Annotated in this window: 13 protein-coding genes and 1 pseudogene; 4 read left to right on the top strand and 10 right to left on the bottom strand. The window is 70.8% G+C overall.

The genetic code is table 11. From position 1 onward, the window contains the following. Positions 1–82: 82 nt before the first annotated feature. From WDW90_RS04450 to cpdR, 6 genes and pseudogenes are all read right to left on the bottom strand, one after another. Positions 83–364, bottom strand: a complete 282-nt coding sequence (locus WDW90_RS04450) for a hypothetical protein (RefSeq protein ID WP_336486077.1) — start codon at positions 362–364, stop codon at positions 83–85. After that, positions 361–1,104 (bottom strand): Crp/Fnr family transcriptional regulator, encoded by a 744-nt coding sequence (locus WDW90_RS04455; protein ID WP_336486078.1) that lies wholly within the window; start codon positions 1,102–1,104, stop codon positions 361–363. Before WDW90_RS04455 ends, WDW90_RS04450 begins: the two co-directional genes overlap by 4 nt. A 373-nt stretch (positions 1,105–1,477) precedes the next feature. Continuing rightward, positions 1,478–1,939: a DUF1178 family protein gene (locus tag WDW90_RS04460; protein ID WP_336486079.1), complete on the bottom strand. Its 462-nt coding sequence runs from the start codon at positions 1,937–1,939 to the stop codon at positions 1,478–1,480. Between the two features lie 21 nt (positions 1,940–1,960). After that, positions 1,961–2,806, bottom strand: coding sequence for a carbon-nitrogen hydrolase family protein (locus WDW90_RS04465; RefSeq protein ID WP_336486080.1), 846 nt, complete (start codon positions 2,804–2,806; stop codon positions 1,961–1,963). A 70-nt stretch (positions 2,807–2,876) separates the two neighbouring features. Next, a pseudogene (gene grxC, locus WDW90_RS04470) lies at positions 2,877–3,131 on the bottom strand (glutaredoxin 3); the annotation flags it as partial. A 110-nt stretch (positions 3,132–3,241) separates the two neighbouring features. Beyond that, positions 3,242–3,598 (bottom strand): cell cycle two-component system response regulator CpdR, encoded by a 357-nt coding sequence (gene cpdR, locus WDW90_RS04475; RefSeq protein ID WP_003603128.1) that lies wholly within the window; start codon positions 3,596–3,598, stop codon positions 3,242–3,244. Positions 3,599–3,806: 208 nt separating this feature from the next. Between cpdR and WDW90_RS04480 the strand changes: the two genes are divergently transcribed. After that, positions 3,807–4,709, top strand: a complete 903-nt coding sequence (locus tag WDW90_RS04480) for an N-formylglutamate amidohydrolase (RefSeq protein WP_336486082.1) — start codon at positions 3,807–3,809, stop codon at positions 4,707–4,709. 225 nt (positions 4,710–4,934) lie between these two features. On the opposite strand, the gene WDW90_RS04485 is transcribed toward WDW90_RS04480, so the two are convergent. After that, entirely contained in the window at positions 4,935–5,801 is an 867-nt protein-coding gene (locus WDW90_RS04485) for a UTP--glucose-1-phosphate uridylyltransferase (protein WP_336486083.1), read from the bottom strand. A 170-nt stretch (positions 5,802–5,971) separates the two neighbouring features. On the opposite strand from WDW90_RS04485, the gene galE reads away from it, so the two are divergent. Beyond that, on the top strand, positions 5,972–6,964 hold the full coding sequence (galE, locus tag WDW90_RS04490; RefSeq protein ID WP_336486085.1) for a UDP-glucose 4-epimerase GalE: 993 nt from the start codon (positions 5,972–5,974) through the stop codon (positions 6,962–6,964). Positions 6,965–6,968: 4 nt separating this feature from the next. Further along, positions 6,969–8,177 (top strand): lytic murein transglycosylase, encoded by a 1,209-nt coding sequence (locus tag WDW90_RS04495; RefSeq protein ID WP_336486086.1) that lies wholly within the window; start codon positions 6,969–6,971, stop codon positions 8,175–8,177. Positions 8,178–8,219: 42 nt separating this feature from the next. Here the strand turns inward: WDW90_RS04495 and WDW90_RS04500 are convergent, their stop codons facing one another. Then, a complete protein-coding gene (locus WDW90_RS04500; protein ID WP_336486087.1) occupies positions 8,220–8,459 on the bottom strand; it encodes a DUF6894 family protein in 240 nt (79 codons plus the stop codon). A 329-nt stretch (positions 8,460–8,788) separates the two neighbouring features. On the opposite strand from WDW90_RS04500, the gene WDW90_RS04505 reads away from it, so the two are divergent. Continuing rightward, the gene (locus WDW90_RS04505; RefSeq protein ID WP_431310980.1) at positions 8,789–10,204 is read left to right on the top strand and encodes an SGNH/GDSL hydrolase family protein; all 1,416 of its coding nucleotides are present in this window, start codon (positions 8,789–8,791) and stop codon (positions 10,202–10,204) included. Positions 10,205–10,274: 70 nt separating this feature from the next. Here WDW90_RS04505 and WDW90_RS04510 read toward each other — a convergent pair whose 3' ends face one another. Then, positions 10,275–11,705: a glutamate synthase subunit beta gene (locus WDW90_RS04510; protein ID WP_336486089.1), complete on the bottom strand. Its 1,431-nt coding sequence runs from the start codon at positions 11,703–11,705 to the stop codon at positions 10,275–10,277. 99 nt (positions 11,706–11,804) lie between these two features. Further along, positions 11,805–16,517 (bottom strand): glutamate synthase large subunit, encoded by a 4,713-nt coding sequence (gltB, locus tag WDW90_RS04515; protein WP_336486090.1) that lies wholly within the window; start codon positions 16,515–16,517, stop codon positions 11,805–11,807. Between the last annotated feature and the right edge of the window lie 391 nt (positions 16,518–16,908).

The following is a 16,908-nucleotide window of genomic DNA, read 5'->3' on the forward strand; positions in this document are numbered from 1 at the left end:
CCCGCTTTCGGGATCCGCCATGCGCACGCCCCCGCGGGAGCGGTCGAGTCCGACGGCGCGAGGCGCGCCAAGCCCGAGGCGGTCAATTGGGAGCGGCACCGATCAGCCGCGGGTCAGGGCGGCCGCTTCCGGCAAGGCGGCGCGTGATCCAGCCCTGCGCCTCGCTGAGATCGGCGAAGGTCGGATGGATCGGGCCGTCGAGGCGCCCGACGCCGGCCTCGAAGAACCACTTGCCGGCATCCGGCCCGTGCTGGTCCGAGAGCCGCACCAGCACCGCCGCGAAACGATCGTCGTCGAAGACGAGCTGCCCTTCCTCGTCCCCGCTGCCCGTCGCCACGCGCACGGGCTCAAGATGCAGGCTCACGCGGCGGCCTCTCGCTCGAGGTGCAGATAGGTCGTGTCGAACTCGCCCAACCTGCTGAGGCTACTCCAGTCATGGATGATCAGTTCCCGGCCCTGCAGGCTGATCAGGCCCTGGGCGCGCAGATCCTGCAGCACGCGGTTGACGTGCACGTTCGACAGGCCCAGCGCGTCGCCGATGTCGATCTGCGTGGAGAGCCACTCGCAGCGGTTGTTCCCGGCCAGGCCGACGGCGTGGAGCTTGCAGTACATCTCGCAGAAGACGTGCGCGATCCGCCCATGCGCGGTGCGCCGGCCGATGCCCGTCATCCACTCGCGGAAGATGGCCGCGTCGACGAGCGTGTCGCGCCAGAGCGCCAGCGCGACCTCCGGGTAGCGGAAGCACAGCTCACGGAGGCTCTCATGCGAGAGAAAGCCCAAGCGGCACGGGGTCAGGCTGGCGAGATTGTGGTCCATCACGTGCAGGGGCAGGCTCTGCAGGTCCGGGATGTCGCCCGGCACGTGGAACGACAGGATCTGCCGCTTGCCCTCGCTCAGGAGCTTGTAGCGGAAGGCCCAGCCCGAGAGGACGAGGCAGCATTGCGAGGGCCGCTCCTTGTCGCGGACGATGTCGTGCTGCGCCTCGACCACGCGAACGGCCATCGGCAGCCGGCCGACGGCCTGCCGCGCCTCGTCCGAGAGGCATGCGATGCTCTCCAGCTTGCGGATGAGCGGAGCCAGTTCGGCGCTCGAGGCTGATGTCATGAGGCGTGCGCTTCGGCTTGCGGGCGAGCCTCGAAGCGCTGCCGCTATCGACGGGTGCGGCGTCGCTCCTGGCGGTCGTCCGCTATGTATGCGCCGTTCTACAATTCGGCATTGTCACACGTTAAAACATAAAACTTCTGGTTATTTGCGGAATCGACCTTGAACGGCCCTGATCTTGACGGCGGAGCCTTGCTCCCGGCCGACGGGAGCGTGCCGGGCGCGGGATCGTACCGACCACGCCGCCCATGCGGGCTCGCCCGGAGCGTGCCCCGGAGCATCGTCCGTGATCCTTGAATCACGGGCGACGCTCCAAACCATTGATCTTGCGCGCCTTCTGATCGGCGAGCCGGCAACCGCTTTGGCGGAGAGAGCGCTAGTTCCGGTCGTCCGGCAGCATCGGCAGCGGCGCGACGTCGATGCCCTCGTCGACGAGGGCGCGCGCCTCCTCCAGGCTGGCCTGCCCGTAGATCGGGCGGCTGTCGGCCTCTCCGTAATGGATCTTGCGCGCTTCCTCGGGGAAGCGCGCGCCCACGTGCTCGGCGGTGCTCGCCACCTGCGCGCGCACCATCCGCAGCAGCGCCCGCATCTGGCGCTCGGGCTCGGCGAGCATGGGCATCGGGGCGGGCGCGGGCACGGCGGCGGGCGTCGCGGCGGGCGGGCGGGCGCGGTCGGTGCGGGCGACGCCCGGCGCCATCGGGCTCTTGTCGACCCTGGCCGAGTCGCAGAACGGGCAGGTCACGAGGCCGCGTGCCGCCTGGTCGTCGTAGGCGTCGCTCGAGGGGAACCAGCTCTCGAAGCCGTGGCCGGCCTCGCAGACGAGTGCGTATCGGATCATGGCTTCAGGACAACGCGCGGATCAGCCTTGGCGGCCCACCCGCTCGACGGTGAAGGGTCTCGCATGCGCGAGGGCGGGGATGCGCGCGCGCGCCTCCGCCACCCGGGCGAGGTCGATCTCGGCCAGGATCACGCCGGGCTCGGGCCCGCCCGCATCGGCCAGCACGACGCCCCAGGGATCGACGATGATCGAGTGGCCGTAGGTGTCGCGCCCGTCCTCGTGGCGGCCGCCCTGCGCGGCCGAGATCATGAACGATCCCGTCTCGATGGCGCGGGCCCGGTGCAGGACGTGCCAGTGCGCCTCGCCGGTCTGCTTCGTGAAGCAGGCGGGCGCGGTCAGCACCGTGGCGCCGGCCTCCGCGAGGGCCCGGTAGAGGGCCGGGAAGCGGATGTCGTAGCAGATGCCCAGTCCGATCGTGGCCCAGGGCGTCTCGGCCACCACCGCCGAGGCGCCGCCCGTGTAGGTGGCGGATTCGCGCCAGCGCTCCCCGTTCGGCAGGTCGACGTCGTAGAGGTGGAGCTTGTCGTAGGCCGCCAGGATCTCGCCCTGCCCGTCGATCAGGAAGGCGCGGTTGGCGATCTTGTCGCCGCTGCGCACCGCGAGCGAGCCGACCTGAACCATGACGCCCGCCTCGCGGGCGACCGCGCGCAGGGCGGCAAGCGTCGGGTCGTCCTCCGGCGGCCCGACCTTCTCGAACAGGGCCGTGCGGCTGCGCTCGACCAGCGAGGTCATCTCGGGGGTCTGCACGTAGTGCGCGCCGGCCCGCGCCGCCTCGCGCACGCCCGCGACCGCCGCGTCGCGGTTGGCGAGCGGGTCGCGTCCCGACCGCATCTGGACGCAGGCGGCGACGAAGCGGGGCTCAGCCATCGGCCTGGCCCGCCGCGGCCTTGCCCGCTGCGATCTTGCCCGCCGGGACGTCGCCCGCCGGGACGGCCTCGGCGCCGAGCAGCGGATCGAGCCGGCCCGCGCGCTCGAGGGCGTAGAGGTCGTCGCAGCCGCCGACATGCTGCGCGCCGACGAAGATCTGCGGCACGCTGGTGCGCCCGCCCGAGCGCTGCAGCATCGCGGCGCGCGCGCCCTGCATCCTCTCGACGTCGATCTCCTGGAAGGCGACGCCCTTCTCCTTCAGGAGGCTTTTCGCCGCCGAGCAGTAGGGGCACCAGGCCGTGGTGTAGATCGTGACAGGCTGCATGTGCGCGGACGAGCCCCGTGGAGGAATGCCTGCATATAGGCAAGCGGCAGGCCGCTTCCTATTGCGGGAGAGCCACGGGGCCGGGATGTCGCGCGGGACCGCCGGCCGCCTCAGGCCGCCAGCAGCTTCTCGACCTCGTTGACGAGGTCGCGCAGGTGGAAGGGCTTGGACAGGACCTTGGCGTCCTTCGGGGCCTTCGAATCCGGGTTCAGCGCCACGGCGGCGAAGCCCGTGATGAACATGACCTTGATGTCCGGATCGAGCTCGGTGGCGCGCCGCGCCAGCTCGATCCCGTCCATCTCGGGCATCACGATATCGGTCAGGAGCAGCTCGAAGGGCTCCTCGCGCAGCCGGTTGTAGGCCGAGAGTCCGTTGTCGAAGGAGAGAACGTCGTAGCCCGCATTCTGCAGCGCCTTGGCCAGGAAGCGGCGCATGTCGTTGTCGTCTTCGGCCAGGAGGATCTTCATCGGACGGTTCCGAGCCCTTGAGTCGCTGCGTTCATTCCATAAAGGGACGATTTGGTAAACAAGGCGTTAGGATTTGGGGGCGCCGGCCGGTGCCCTGCCGCACCGATGCGGGCCGGCCACGCCCGCCTGCGCAGTGGACAGGCGCGGCCCCGCGCCCCAATGTGGAGGCTGTCCGAGACCCTCCCGCCAGAGAGGCGCCCGCGCCCCGATGACAGCGTCCCACCCGGATGAGACCGACCCGTTCGGCTTCGCTCCGGCCTTCACGGTCGACGAGCCCGAAACCCATGCGCTGCCGTTCGTCTTCAACACCGGGCATTCCGGATCGGTCTACCCGGTGGCGTTCCTGGCGGCCTCGCGCCTCGACGCCCTCGCCCTGCGCCGCTCCGAGGACGCGCATGTGGAGCGGCTCTTCGCCCCCGTGGTCGGGCTCGGCGCGCCCTTGATGCGGGCGAACTTCCCGCGCGCCTTCCTGGACGTCAACCGCGAGCCCTACGAACTCGACCCGCGCATGTTCGACGGGCGCCTGCCGCCCTTCGCCAACACCCGCTCGATGCGGGTGGCGGGCGGGCTCGGCACGGTTCCGCGGGTGGTCGCCGACGGGCAGGAGATCTACGGCAGCCGCCTCCCGGTCGACGAGGCGGTCCGTCGCATCGAGGCGCTCTACAAGCCCTATCACCGCACGCTGCGCGGGCTGATCCAGCGCACCGCCCGCCAGTTCGGCCACGCCGTCCTGATCGACTGCCACTCGATGCCCTCCTCCAGCCTCGGGCGGGACCCGGAGGCCAAGGCCGACATCGTTCTCGGCGACCGCTTCGGCACGGCCTGCGCGCCCGCGCTGATCGACCTGTTCGAGGAGGCCCTGCGGCGGGCGGGGTTCCGGGTGGTGCGCAACAAGCCCTACGCGGGCGGCTTCATCACCGAGCATTACGGCGAGCCGAATGTCGGCCGCCACGCCCTGCAGATCGAGCTGAACCGGGCGCTCTACATGAACGAGGTGACGCTCGCGGTCACCTCGGGCTTCCTGCCGCTGATCGACGCTCTGCGGGCGGTGGTGGCCGCGGTCGCGGCGGAGGCGATGGACCTCGGCGCCCGCCGCATCGCCGCGGAATAGGCCGGCCCGCTCCCGGACAGAAAAAAAGGCCACTCCCGAAGGAGCGGCCCGAAGTCTAGGGAGGAAACGCCCAAGAAGGGCTGCCGGACCGCGACGCCATCGCGATCCCGCAATGCACAAAGTAAAGTGCGCCGCACAAAACGCAAGCGCTTTCCAACGGCCAAGCCCGCTTCCAGCGCATGGCTCCGGCGCGTGACGCGCAATTGAGTTGTGGCCCCGCCTCTCTCAGCCCTGCCGGAGGAGCGCGGCGATCTCGGCGCGCAGCGGGCCGGCCAGGTCCTCGCGCTCGAGCGCGTAGGCGAGGTTGGCGGTGAGGAAGCCGAGCTTCGAGCCGGTGTCGTAGGTGCGGCCCTCGTAGCGCATGCCGTAGAACTTCTGGGTCTCGGCGAGCCGGATCATCGCGTCGGTGAGCTGGATCTCGCCGCCCGCGCCCTTCTCGCCCCGCTCCAGGATCGCGAAGACCTCCGGCTGCAGGATGTAGCGGCCCGAGATGATGTAGTTCGAGGGCGCGGTGCCCTGCTTGGGCTTCTCGACCATGCCGGTGATCTCGAAGGTCTGCCCGAAGGTCTCGCCGACGCTGACGATGCCGTACTGGTGCGTCTCCTCGGGCTTGACCTCCTCCACCGCGATGACGTTGCCGCCGTGCCGCTCGTAGGCCGCGAGCATCTGGCCCATGCAGCCGCGGCTCAGCATGTCGGGCAGGAGCACCGCGAAGGGCTCGTCGCCGACGATCTCGCGGGCGCACCAGACCGCGTGGCCGAGGCCCAGCGGCGCCTGCTGGCGGGTGAAGCTCGTCTGCCCGGCCCTGGGCAGGTCCTTCTTCAGCTCCTCGTAGGCGGCCCGCTTGCCGCGCTCCTGCAGGGTCTGGTCGAGCTCGAACGCGATGTCGAAATGGTCCTCGATCACGGCCTTGCCGCGGCCGGTGACGAAGACGAAGTGCTCGATGCCCGCTTCCCGCGCCTCGTCCACCACGTGCTGCACCACCGGGCGGTCGACCACCGTGAGCATCTCCTTCGGCACCGCCTTCGTGGCGGGCAGGAAGCGCGTGCCGAGGCCCGCGACGGGAAGGACAGCCTTGCGAATGCGTTTCATCGAGTGGAACCTGCGGATTGCCGGAATGGGGGAACGCTCAAGCTGAATCATAGCGCAGCGGCCGGGTGCGCAAAGCCTCGTGGTTATCGCATCCGCCACCTTTGCCCCATAAACACCCCCGAAGCATTGCGGTATCTTCATCTGTCGGTTGCATTAGGGACGAGTGGACGATGGCAGTTCTGGTCACGGGCGGCGCGGGCTATATCGGCAGTCACATGGTCCTGGCGCTGCGCGATGCGGGGCACGAGGAGGTCGTCGTCCTCGACGATCTCTCCACGGGCTTCGACTGGGCGCTCCCGCCGGACGTGAAGCTCGTCGTCGGCGACGTCGCCGACCAGGCCCTCGTCACCGAGACGATCCTGCAGCACCGGGTCGACGCGCTCGCGCATTTCGCGGCCCGCATCGTGGTGCCGGATTCGGTGGCCGACCCGCTCGGCTACTACCTCGCCAACACGGTCAAGACCCGCGCGCTGATCGAGACCGCGGTGCGCACGGGCGTCAAGCACGTCATCTTCTCGTCGACCGCCGCGGTCTACGGCGAGCCGGACGTGGTGCCGGTGCCCGAGGACCTGACGACCAGCCCGATCAACCCCTACGGCCGCTCCAAGCTGATGAGCGAGTGGATGATCCAGGACGCGGCCAAGGCCCACGGATTCAGCTACGTCATCCTGCGCTACTTCAACGTCGCGGGCGCCGACCCGCGCGGGCGCACCGGCCAGTCGACGCCGAACGCCACCCACCTGATCAAGGTCGCGACCCAGGCGGCTCTCGGGAGCCGCAGCCATCTCGAGGTGTTCGGCACCGACTACCCCACCCGCGACGGCTCCTGCCTGCGCGACTACATCCAGGTCTCGGACCTCGCCGAGGCGCACCGCGTCGCCCTCGATCACCTGCGCGCCGGCGGCGAGAGCCTGACGCTGAATTGCGGTTACGGCCGCGGCTACTCGGTTCTCGAGGTGATCGAGGTGGTCAAGCGCGTCTCGGGGCGCGACTTCGAGGTGCGGCTGTCGCCCCGCCGGCCCGGAGACCCGGCGCAGATCGTGGCGAAGGCCGACCGGATCCGGGACGAGCTCGGCTGGACGCCGCGGCACGACGACCTCGAGGCGATCGTGAACCAAGCGCTCGCCTGGGAAGATTCCCTCGGCCGGCGCAACCGGATCTGACCCGGTGCGGCGGATCCGGGCCGCGCTCGCGGCCGCCCTCGTCATCGCCCTGTCCGGCCCGGTCGCCCCCGCCCCGGCCGCGCAGGCGCCCGCCGGACCCGAGACCTTCGCGGCCTTCCTCGGCGCGCTCCGCCCGGATGCGCTCGGCCGCGGCGTCTCGGAGGCCACCTTCGCGGCGGCCTTCCGGGGCGTCGCGGGGCCGGACCCGGACGTCCTCGCCCGCACGAGGCGGCAGGGCGAGTTCGCCCGGCCGGTCTGGGACTATCTCGTCGGGGCGGTCACGCCCGGCCGGATCGCGCGGGGTCGGGCGCGGGCCGCCGCCCTGGCGGACACGCTCTCGGCCGTCGAGGCGCGCACGGGCGTTCCGCGCTGGATCGTCCTCGCCTTCTGGGGCGTCGAATCCGATTTCGGCGCGAGCGCGGGCAGCGTCCCGACGATCCGGGCGCTGGCGACCCTGGCGCAGGCCCGCCACCGGGGCGACCTGTTCCGCGAGGAGCTGCTCGCCGCGCTCGCGATCCTGCAGCGGGGCGACATCGCGCCCGAGCGCATGAAGGGCTCCTGGGCGGGCGCGATGGGGCAGGTGCAGTTCCTGCCCTCGACCTTCCTGGGGCACGCGGTCGATTTCGACGGCGACGGGCACCGGGACATCTGGAATTCTGAGGCCGATTCACTGGCCTCCATCGCCGGGTACCTGCGCGATCTCGGCTGGAACCCGGGCCTCTCCTGGGGCTACGAGGTGGCGCTGCCGGGGGATTTCGATCTGACGCGCTACGTCGGCGAGATGGCCGAGTTCGACCGCCGCGGCGTGCGGCGCACCGACGGGAAGCCGCTCCCGCCGGCCGGCAAGGCGAGCCTGTTCCTGCCCGGCGGCGCGGCTGGGCCCGCCTTCCTGATCACCGACAATTTCGAGGTGATCCGGGCCTACAACACCTCGGATTCCTACGCGCTCGCGGTCGGGCACCTGGCCGACCGGCTCGCCGGCGCGCCGGCCCTCGCCCGCCCCTGGCCGAGCGGCGCGGAGCGCCTCGACCGGGCGGGCCTGCAGGCCCTGCAGCGCGGGCTCGCGGCCGAGGGACTCTATGCCGGCGACGCGGACGGCCGGGCCGGCCCGAAGCTCCGGGAGGCGGTGCGCCGCTACCAGATCCGGGAGGGAATGGTCGCCGACGGCTACGCGGCGCCGGCCCTGCTCGGCCGGCTCGGCGGGCAGCCGTAGGGCTTTGCCCGCGATCTCCGGACCACGGACAAGGCGGGAGCCCTATCGCCGCAACCAGAGGCCTACGAAGGACAGGGTCGCCGCGTAGACCGCGTGCCCGTCCTGATCACGCGCCACGACCGTGAAGGTGCGCCGGTCGCCATCGGCCGAGATCTCCTCGCGGGCGATGTCGGGCAGAAGGCGCTTGGCCGCCTCACGCGCCTCCTCGGGCCCGGACAACTCGGTCCCGATATCGTCCGTCCGAGGACCGCCGTCGTGAACGTCGAAGAAGTAGCGTGCCACAGGGCTCTCCGCAGGAAACAGGCGGGAGCACGCGGGTCTCGCTGTCGCCGGCCCCCGGGATCAAGCCGGCGATGGCCGATCCTTACCCGGATCGGTCGCGGATTAATATAACGTGGGTTGTACTGCCGGGCCGAACGGCATCGCGGTGACGTCCGTCGGGTCCGGGATCGGGCCAGGCGGCCGGGAGGCGCGGCCGATGCCCCCTCTCGCGCGCGCCGTGCGGCCGACCGGGCCTTCGCGGGGGCTTTTAGACGGATGGCTTCTCGTCCTGTAAGGTTGCGCGCAGACCGACCCGCGGACCCCGCCGCGGGCAGGCGGGATGGCGGATGATGAAGCTCGGATCGCGGATCGGTCGAGGTTGCACGGCGGCCCGCGCCTGCCTCGGAGCGATCCTGGCCGGCCTCGTCTTCGCCGGCGAGGCGCCGCCCGCGGCGGCGCAGTGGGGCGACGCCTTCGACCAGCCGCGGAACGACCCCTACGCCGCGCCGCCCCGCCGCCGGGCCCGCGACAATTATTACCGGGACGACAACGCCTACGGCGCCCGGCAGGCGCGCCGCTACACGGCCCCGCCGCAGGAGGCGCCCCGCCAGTTCTACTGGCCCTGGGAGGAGAGGCCCCAGCAGGCGCAGCCCCAGCCGCAGCCCCAGCCGACCTACCGGCCCTCGCGGCCGCGCGCGCCCGCCGCCGCCGATGCGCAGCGCCCCCAGAAGCGGCGGGCGCGGCCCGCCCCGGTCGCCGCACCGCCGAAGCCCGCCGTGCCGAAGGCCGAGCCGAACACCCAGATCGCGGTGTTCGGGGACTCGCTCGCCGACCACCTCAGCAAGGGGCTCGACGACGTGTTCGAGGACAATGCCGACGTGGCCGTGCTCGACCGCGCCAAGGGCGACAGCGGCCTCGTGCGCAAGGACGTGGTCGACTGGCCGAAGGCCGCCGAGGACTTCCTGAAGGCGAACCCGAAGGTGAGCTACGCGCTGGTGATGCTCGGCGCCAACGACCGCCAGCCGATCCGCGAGGGCGACCAGAGCTTCGACCCGCTCAGCGACCGCTGGCGCGAGATCTACCGCGACCGCGTCGACGCGATGGTCAAGGTGTTCGCCGACCGCAAGATCCCGCTGATCTGGGTCGGGACCCCGCCGATGCGCAGCGAGGGGCTGACCACGGACCTCGCCGCGATCAACGACATCGTCCGCGAGCGCGTCGCCAAGGGGAGCGGCACCTACGTGGATGTCTGGCCGGGCTTCGTCGACGACCGCAACCGCTACACGCCCTCGGGTCCCGACCTCGAGGGCCAGAACGCGAAGCTGCGCACCCAGGACGGCGTGCACTTCACCCGTGCGGGTGCGCGCAAGCTCGCCCACTTCGCCGACGTGGAGCTGAAGCGCCTGATGGGGGCTGCCACCCCGAGCCTCGCGGATCAGCCGGCCGCGGCCATCGCGGCGACGCCGGGCTCGACCCTCGACGGCTCGCCGCCGAAGCTCGACGACACGGCCGCGATCGACCGCCAGATCACCGCGATGCTGCCGAGCCTGCCCGAGCCGCCCGGCATTCCCGCGCTGCCCGTCAAGCCTGCGGCCGGCCCCGTAGTGCCGCTCGGGCGCGCCGAGGTCTCGCCCGGCGGCGTCCTGACGAGCGGGCGCCCGCGCGACGCCGACACGTCCGGCAACGTGGAGCGCGCGCTGCAGCGGGGCGCCTCCCCCCTGCCCCAGCCCGGCCGCGCGGACGATTTCCGGTGGCCGCCGGGCTGATCGGGCTCGCGTGCCGCCGGCGGGGCGCGCCGCGGCGTGCTTCGATCGGAAGAGGCGGCGCGCGCCCTCCTCAGCGCGGCAGGACGGTCGCGCCCATCAGCGCCTCGTCGATCGAGCGGGCGGCCTGGCGGCCCTCGCGGATCGCCCAGACCACGAGCGACTGCCCGCGGCGCATGTCGCCCGCCGCGTAGATTTTCTCGTTCGAGGTGCGGTAGTCGGTCTCGTTCGCCGTGACGTTGCCGCGCTTGTCCATCGCGACGCCGGACTGCTCCAGCATCCCCTTGCGGATCGAGCCCGCGAAGCCGATCGCCATGAAGACGAGGTCGGCCGGGAGCACGAACTCGGTGCCGGCGATCGGCTGGCGCTTGGCGTCGACGCGGGCACAGACGACGCCGGTCACCCGGCCCTTCCTGCCCTCGAGCCGCAGGGTCGCGGCCTGGAACTCGCGCTCGGCGCCCTCCGCCTGGCTCGAGGAGGTGCGCATCTTGGTCGGCCAGTAGGGCCACACCGTCAGCTTGTCCTCGCGCTCCGGCGGGCGCGGCCGGATGTCGAGTTGGGTCACCGAGAGCGCGCCCTGGCGGAAGGCGGTGCCGACGCAGTCCGAGGCGGTGTCGCCGCCGCCGATGACCACGACGTTCCTGCCGCCGGCCAGGATCGGCAGCTCGCCGTTGCCCGGCATCGGCTCGGCGCCGACCCGCCGGTTCGACTGGACGAGGTAGGGCATCGCGTAGTGCACGCCCTCCATGTCCTGCCCCGGGAGCTGCGGGTTGCGCGGGTCCTCGGCGCCGCCCGCGAACAGCACGGCGTCGAACTCGGCCGTCAGCTCCTCGACCGACTTCGTGACGCCGATGTTCTGGTTGTAGTGGAAGACGACCCCCTCGGCCTCCATCTGCTTCACGCGCCGGTCGATGTGGCGCTTCTCCATCTTGAAGTCGGGAATGCCGTAGCGCAGCAGGCCGCCGGCCTTCGGCTCGCGCTCGAAGACGTGGACCGCGTGGCCGACGCGGGCGAGCTGCTGGGCCGCCGCCATGCCGGCGGGCCCCGAGCCCACCACCGCGATCCGCTTGCCGGTGCGGGTCTGCGGGATCTCGGGCTTGACCCAGCCCATGTTCCAGGCCCGGTCGGCGATGGCCTGCTCGATCGTCTTGATCGCGACCGGCTGGTTCTCGAGGTTGAGCGTGCAGGCTTCCTCGCAGGGCGCGGGGCAGATGCGGCCCGTGAACTCGGGGAAGTTGTTCGTGGAATGCAGGTTGCGGGCGGCCTCCTCCCAGTCCGACTGGAAGACGAGGTCGTTCCAGTCCGGGATCTGGTTGTGGACCGGGCAGCCGGTCGGGCCGTGGCAGAACGGGATGCCGCAATCCATGCAGCGCGCCGCCTGCTTCTTCAGGTCATGCTCGTCGAGCGGCAGCGTGAACTCGCGGAAGTGCCGCACGCGGTCGGCGGCGAGCTGATACTTCTGCTCCTGCCGGTCGTATTCGAGGAAGCCCGTGACCTTGCCCATCGATCCGTCCCTGGAGCGGCGGATCACCTGATCCGGCCCCCTTGCGTCGTCGCCCTGATCGGAGCGGCCGGCTTCGGCGCCGGCCGTCCTCTCGCTTTCTTATTCCGCCGCCACCGGCATGCGCGCCATCTCCATCTCGCGCAGCGCCCGGCGATACTCCACCGGCATCACCTTCACGAACTTGGTCCGGTAGGTGGACCAGTTGTCCAGGATCTCCTGAGCGCGGGGGCTGCCCGTGTACTTCAGGTGGTTGGTGATGAGCTGGCTGAGCCGCTCCTCGTCGTGGCCCGACATGTCGGCCAGGATGTCGACGCGGCCCTTGGTCTCGAGGTCGCCGTCTTGGTGGAAGCGGCGCATGATGTCGTCCTCCTCCTCCACGGGCTCGAGGTCGACCATCGAGAGGTTGCAGCGGGCCGAGAACGAGCCGTCCTCGTCGAGCACGTAGGCGATGCCGCCCGACATGCCGGCCGCGAAGTTGCGCCCGGTCTCGCCGATCGAGACCACGACGCCGCCGGTCATGTACTCGCAGCCGTGGTCGCCCATGCCCTCGACCACCGCGATGGCGCCGGAATTGCGCACGGCGAAGCGCTCGCCCGCCGCGCCCCGGATGTAGCACTCGCCCGCGATCGCCCCGTACAGGACCGTGTTGCCGGCCATGATCGTGCGGGCGGAGGGGGCCTTGAGGGCGTCGCTCGGCCGGATGATCAGCTTGCCGCCCGACAGGCCCTTGCCGACGTAGTCGTTGGCGTGGCCCGTCAGCGCCACGGTGACGCCGGCGGCGAGCCACGCGCCGAAGCTCTGGCCGGCGGTGCCGGTGAGCTTCACCACGATGGTGTCGTCGGGCAGGCCCTCGTGGCCGTGCGCCTTGGCGACCGCGCCCGAGAGCATCGCGCCCCCGGCCCGGTCGGAGTTCCGGATCACGTCCGTGACGGTCACGGCCTCGCCCGTCTCGATGGCGCGCTTGGCGCCCGCGAGAAGGCGCCGGTCGAGCACCTGCTCGATCGGGTGGTGCTGGCGCTCGACGTGGCGGATCGCCACCTCGGGCCCGACCTGCGGACGGTGGAACAGCTTCGAGAAGTCGAGGCCGCGCGCCTTCCAGTGAGCGATGGCCTCGACCTTGTCGAGGAGGTCCGAGCGGCCGATCAGGTCCTCGAGCTTGGCAAAGCCCATCGCGGCCATCAGCTCGCGGACCTCCTCCGCCACGTAGAAGAAGTAGTTCACCACGTGCTCGGGCGTGCCCTTGAAGCGCTTGCGCAGCACCGGGTCCTGGGTGGCGACGCCCACGGGACAGGTGTTGAGGTGGCACTTGCGCATCATGATGCAGCCCGCCGCGATGAGCGGCGCGGTCGAGAAGCCGAACTGGTCGGCCCCGAGGAGCGTCGCGATCATCACGTCGCGGCCGGTGCGCAGGCCGCCGTCGGCCTGCAGCGCCACGCGCCCGCGCAGGCCGTTGATCACCAGCGTCTGCTGCGTCTCGGCCAAGCCCGTCTCCCAGGGCCCGCCGGCGTGCTTGATCGAGGTGAGCGGCGCCGCGCCCGTGCCGCCGTCGAAGCCCGAGATCGTGATGTGGTCGGCCCGCGCCTTGGCGACGCCCGCCGCGACGGTGCCGACGCCGACCTCCGAGACGAGTTTCACGGACACGTCGGCTTCGGGATTGACGTTCTTGAGATCGAAGATGAGCTGGGCCAGATCCTCGATCGAGTAGATGTCGTGGTGGGGCGGCGGCGAGATCAGGCCGACGCCCGGCGTCGCGTAGCGGACCTTGGCGATCTTGGCGTCGACCTTGTGGCCGGGCAGCTGGCCGCCCTCGCCGGGCTTGGCCCCCTGCGCCACCTTGATCTGCATCATGTCGGCGTTGACGAGGTACTCCGTCGTCACCCCGAACCGGCCCGAGGCCACCTGCTTGATGGCCGAGCGGCGCGAGCGCCCGTCGGGCAGCGGCCGGAAGCGCTCCACCTCCTCGCCGCCCTCGCCCGAGTTCGAGCGCCCGCCGAAGGAGTTGAGCGCGATGGCGAGCGTCTCGTGCGCCTCCTTGGAGATCGACCCGTAGGACATCGCGCCGGTGGCGAAGCGCCTGACGATCTCGGAGGCCGGCTCGACCGCCTCGACGGCGATCGCCGTGCGGCCGAACTCCTCCGCGCGCTTGATCCGGAACAGGCCCCGCAGGGTCTTGAGGTGGTTCTCCTGCTCGTTCACGAGGCGCGCGTATTCGCGGTAGCGCTCGGGCACGCCGAGGCGCACCGCGTGCTGGAGCGTCGCCACCGTGTCGGGCGTCCAGGTATGCGTCTCGCCGCGGAGCCGATAGGCGTACTCGCCGCCGATATCGAGGGCGTGCCGGTAGACCGGCGCGTCGCCGAAGGCGTCGCGGTGGCGCTGCACGGTCTCCTCGGCGACCTCGGCCATGCCGACGCCCTCGATCGTCGTCGCCGTGCCGAAGAAGTCGCGGGCGACGAAGGACGAGTTGAGGCCGACCGCGTCGAAGATCTGGGCGCCGCAATAGGATTGGTAGGTCGAGATGCCCATCTTGGACATCACCTTGAGGAGGCCCTTGTCGATCGACTTGATGTAGCGGGTGACGATCTCCTCGTCGACGAGGTCCGGCGGGAACTCGTCCTTCATGGCGAGCAGCGTCTCGAAGGCGAGGTAGGGGTTCACGGCCTCGGCGCCGTAGCCGGCAAGGCAGGCGAAATGGTGCACCTCGCGCGGCTCGCCCGACTCGACGACGAGGCCGACCGAGGTGCGAAGACCTTTCCGGATCAGGTAGTTGTGCACGGCCGCGGTCGCGAGCAGCGCCGGAATCGGGATCCGGTCCGGCCCCACCGCGCGGTCCGACAGGATGATGATGTTGTAGCCGCCGCGCACGGCGACCTCGGCCCGGTCGCAGAGCCGGTCGAGCGCGCCCTCCATGGCCGCCGCGCCCGTCTCGGCCGGGTAGGTCATGTCGAGCGTCTTGGTGTCGAAGCGGTCCTCGAAATGGCCGATCGAGCGGATCTTCTCGAGGTCGCCGTTCGTCAGGATCGGCTGCCGGACCTCGAGCCGCTTCTTGCGGGAGGCGCCCTCCATGTCGAGCAGGTTCGGCCGCGGCCCGATGAACGAGACGAGGCTCATCACGGCCTCCTCGCGGATCGGGTCGATCGGCGGGTTCGTGACCTGCGCGAAGTTCTGCTTGAAGTAGGTGTAGAGGAGCTTCGGCTTGTCCGAGAGCGCCGAGAGCGGGGTGTCCGAGCCCATCGAGCCCACCGCCTCCTGGCCGGTCACGGCCATGGGCTGCATCAGGAGCTTGAGGTCCTCCTGGCTGTAGCCGAAGGATTGCTGGCGATCGAGGAGCGACACGTCCGAGCGCGAGGCGCGCGGCACCACGGGCTTCAGGTCCTCCAGCACGATCTGGGTGTTCTTCAGCCACTCGGCATAAGGGTGCGCGGCGGCGAGCTCGCCCTTGATCTCCTCGTCCGAGACGATGCGGCCCTTCTCGAGGTCGATCAGCAGCATCCGGCCCGGCTGCAGGCGCCAGGACTGGACGATGCGCGAATCCTCGATCGGCAGCGTGCCCATCTCGGAGGCGAGCACGACGAGGCCGTCCTCGGTGACGATGTAGCGGGCCGGCCTCAGGCCGTTGCGGTCGAGGGTGGCGCCGATCTGGCGGCCATCCGTGAAGCAGACCGCGGCCGGGCCGTCCCACGGCTCCATCAGGGCGGCGTGGTACTCGTAGAAGGCGCGCCGCTCCTCGCTCATCAGCGGGTTGCCGGCCCAGGCCTCGGGTATGAGCATCATCATCGCGTGGGCGAGCGGGTAGCCGCCCTGCACCAGGAACTCGAGGGCGTTGTCGAAGCAGGCGGTGTCGGACTGGCCCTCGTAGGAGATCGGCCAGAGCTTCGAGATGTCGTTGCCGAACAGCTCCGAATCGACGCTCGCCTGGCGGGCCGCCATCCAGTTGACGTTGCCCCTGAGCGTGTTGATCTCGCCGTTATGGGCCACCATCCGGTAGGGGTGCGACAGGCGCCAGGTCGGGAAGGTGTTGGTGGCGAAGCGCTGGTGCACGAGGGCGAGCGCCGAGACGAAGCGCTCGTCCTTGAGGTCGAGGAAGTACCGGCCGAGCTGGTGGACCAGCACCATGCCCTTGTAGACGATGGTGCGGCTCGACACCGAGACCGGGTAGAATTCCTTCACCCGCGGGTCGTCGAGGCCGTAGACCGTGTTGGAGATGACCTTGCGGGCGATGAAGACCCGGCGCTCGAAGGCGTCCTCGTCGGGAATCGCGGCGGGGCGGCCGATGAAGACCTGGCGATGGTGCGGCTCGGTCTCCTTCACGGCCTTGCCGAGGTCCTCGGGATCGACCGGCACGTCGCGCCAGCCGAGCAGCGGCAGGCCCTCGTCGGCGAGCGCCCTCTCGACGATCTCCTCGATGGTGCGGCGGGCCTCGGCCTCCTTCGGCAGGAAGAACTGGCCGATGGCGTAGTGCCCGGCCGGCGGCAGCTCGAAGCCGAGGCGCGAGCATTCCTCGGCGAAGAAGACGTGCGGGATCTGGACGAGGATGCCGCAGCCGTCGCCCATCTTGGGATCGGCCCCGACGGCGCCGCGGTGGTCGAGGTTCTCCAGAATCCTCAGGCCCTGCTGCACGATCGCGTGGGTCTGGCGGTTGTGCATGTCGGCGATGAAGCCGACGCCGCAGGCGTCGCGCTCGTGGGCCGGGTCATAGGCGCCCTGCGCGGCCGGCAGGGCCGGGTCGCGCACCACGAGCGGCTTGCCGCCGTCGCGGGTGGCCGGGATGGTCGCCGGAACGGTCTCGAAGCTTCCAGATGCGGCCACGCTCAAAACCCCTTCATCTGTCCGACCTGCTCGCATGCGAGCATGTTTCATGCCCAGGCATCAATGGATGCCGGGCTCGCATCACGCAGTCCGTCGGGTTTGGTCGGGTCTTCGGTGAGGAAGCGCCCGCTTACCCGCGGGCTCGACGCCGGCTTCCAGTCAGCCGGCGTGGGCCCGGATCGCCGCGATGGCGACCGGCTTCGGATCTCGTTTCGTCGTCACGATGTGCACGCGCCGAAACCTTCCGCCCGCCCTCGAGGCACCTTGCCGAAAATGGGACAGCCATACTGTCCTAACGATTGAAAGTGACAGATTTTAATCGGTCCAGCAAGGCCCCCGTCGGGGCCGGGGGACGGTTTCCGGCGCATGCCGCCCGCGCGTCACAGGGCCCGATCGC

This window comes from Methylobacterium nigriterrae (assembly GCF_037106235.1).
Lineage (GTDB): Bacteria > Pseudomonadota > Alphaproteobacteria > Rhizobiales > Beijerinckiaceae > Methylobacterium > Methylobacterium nigriterrae.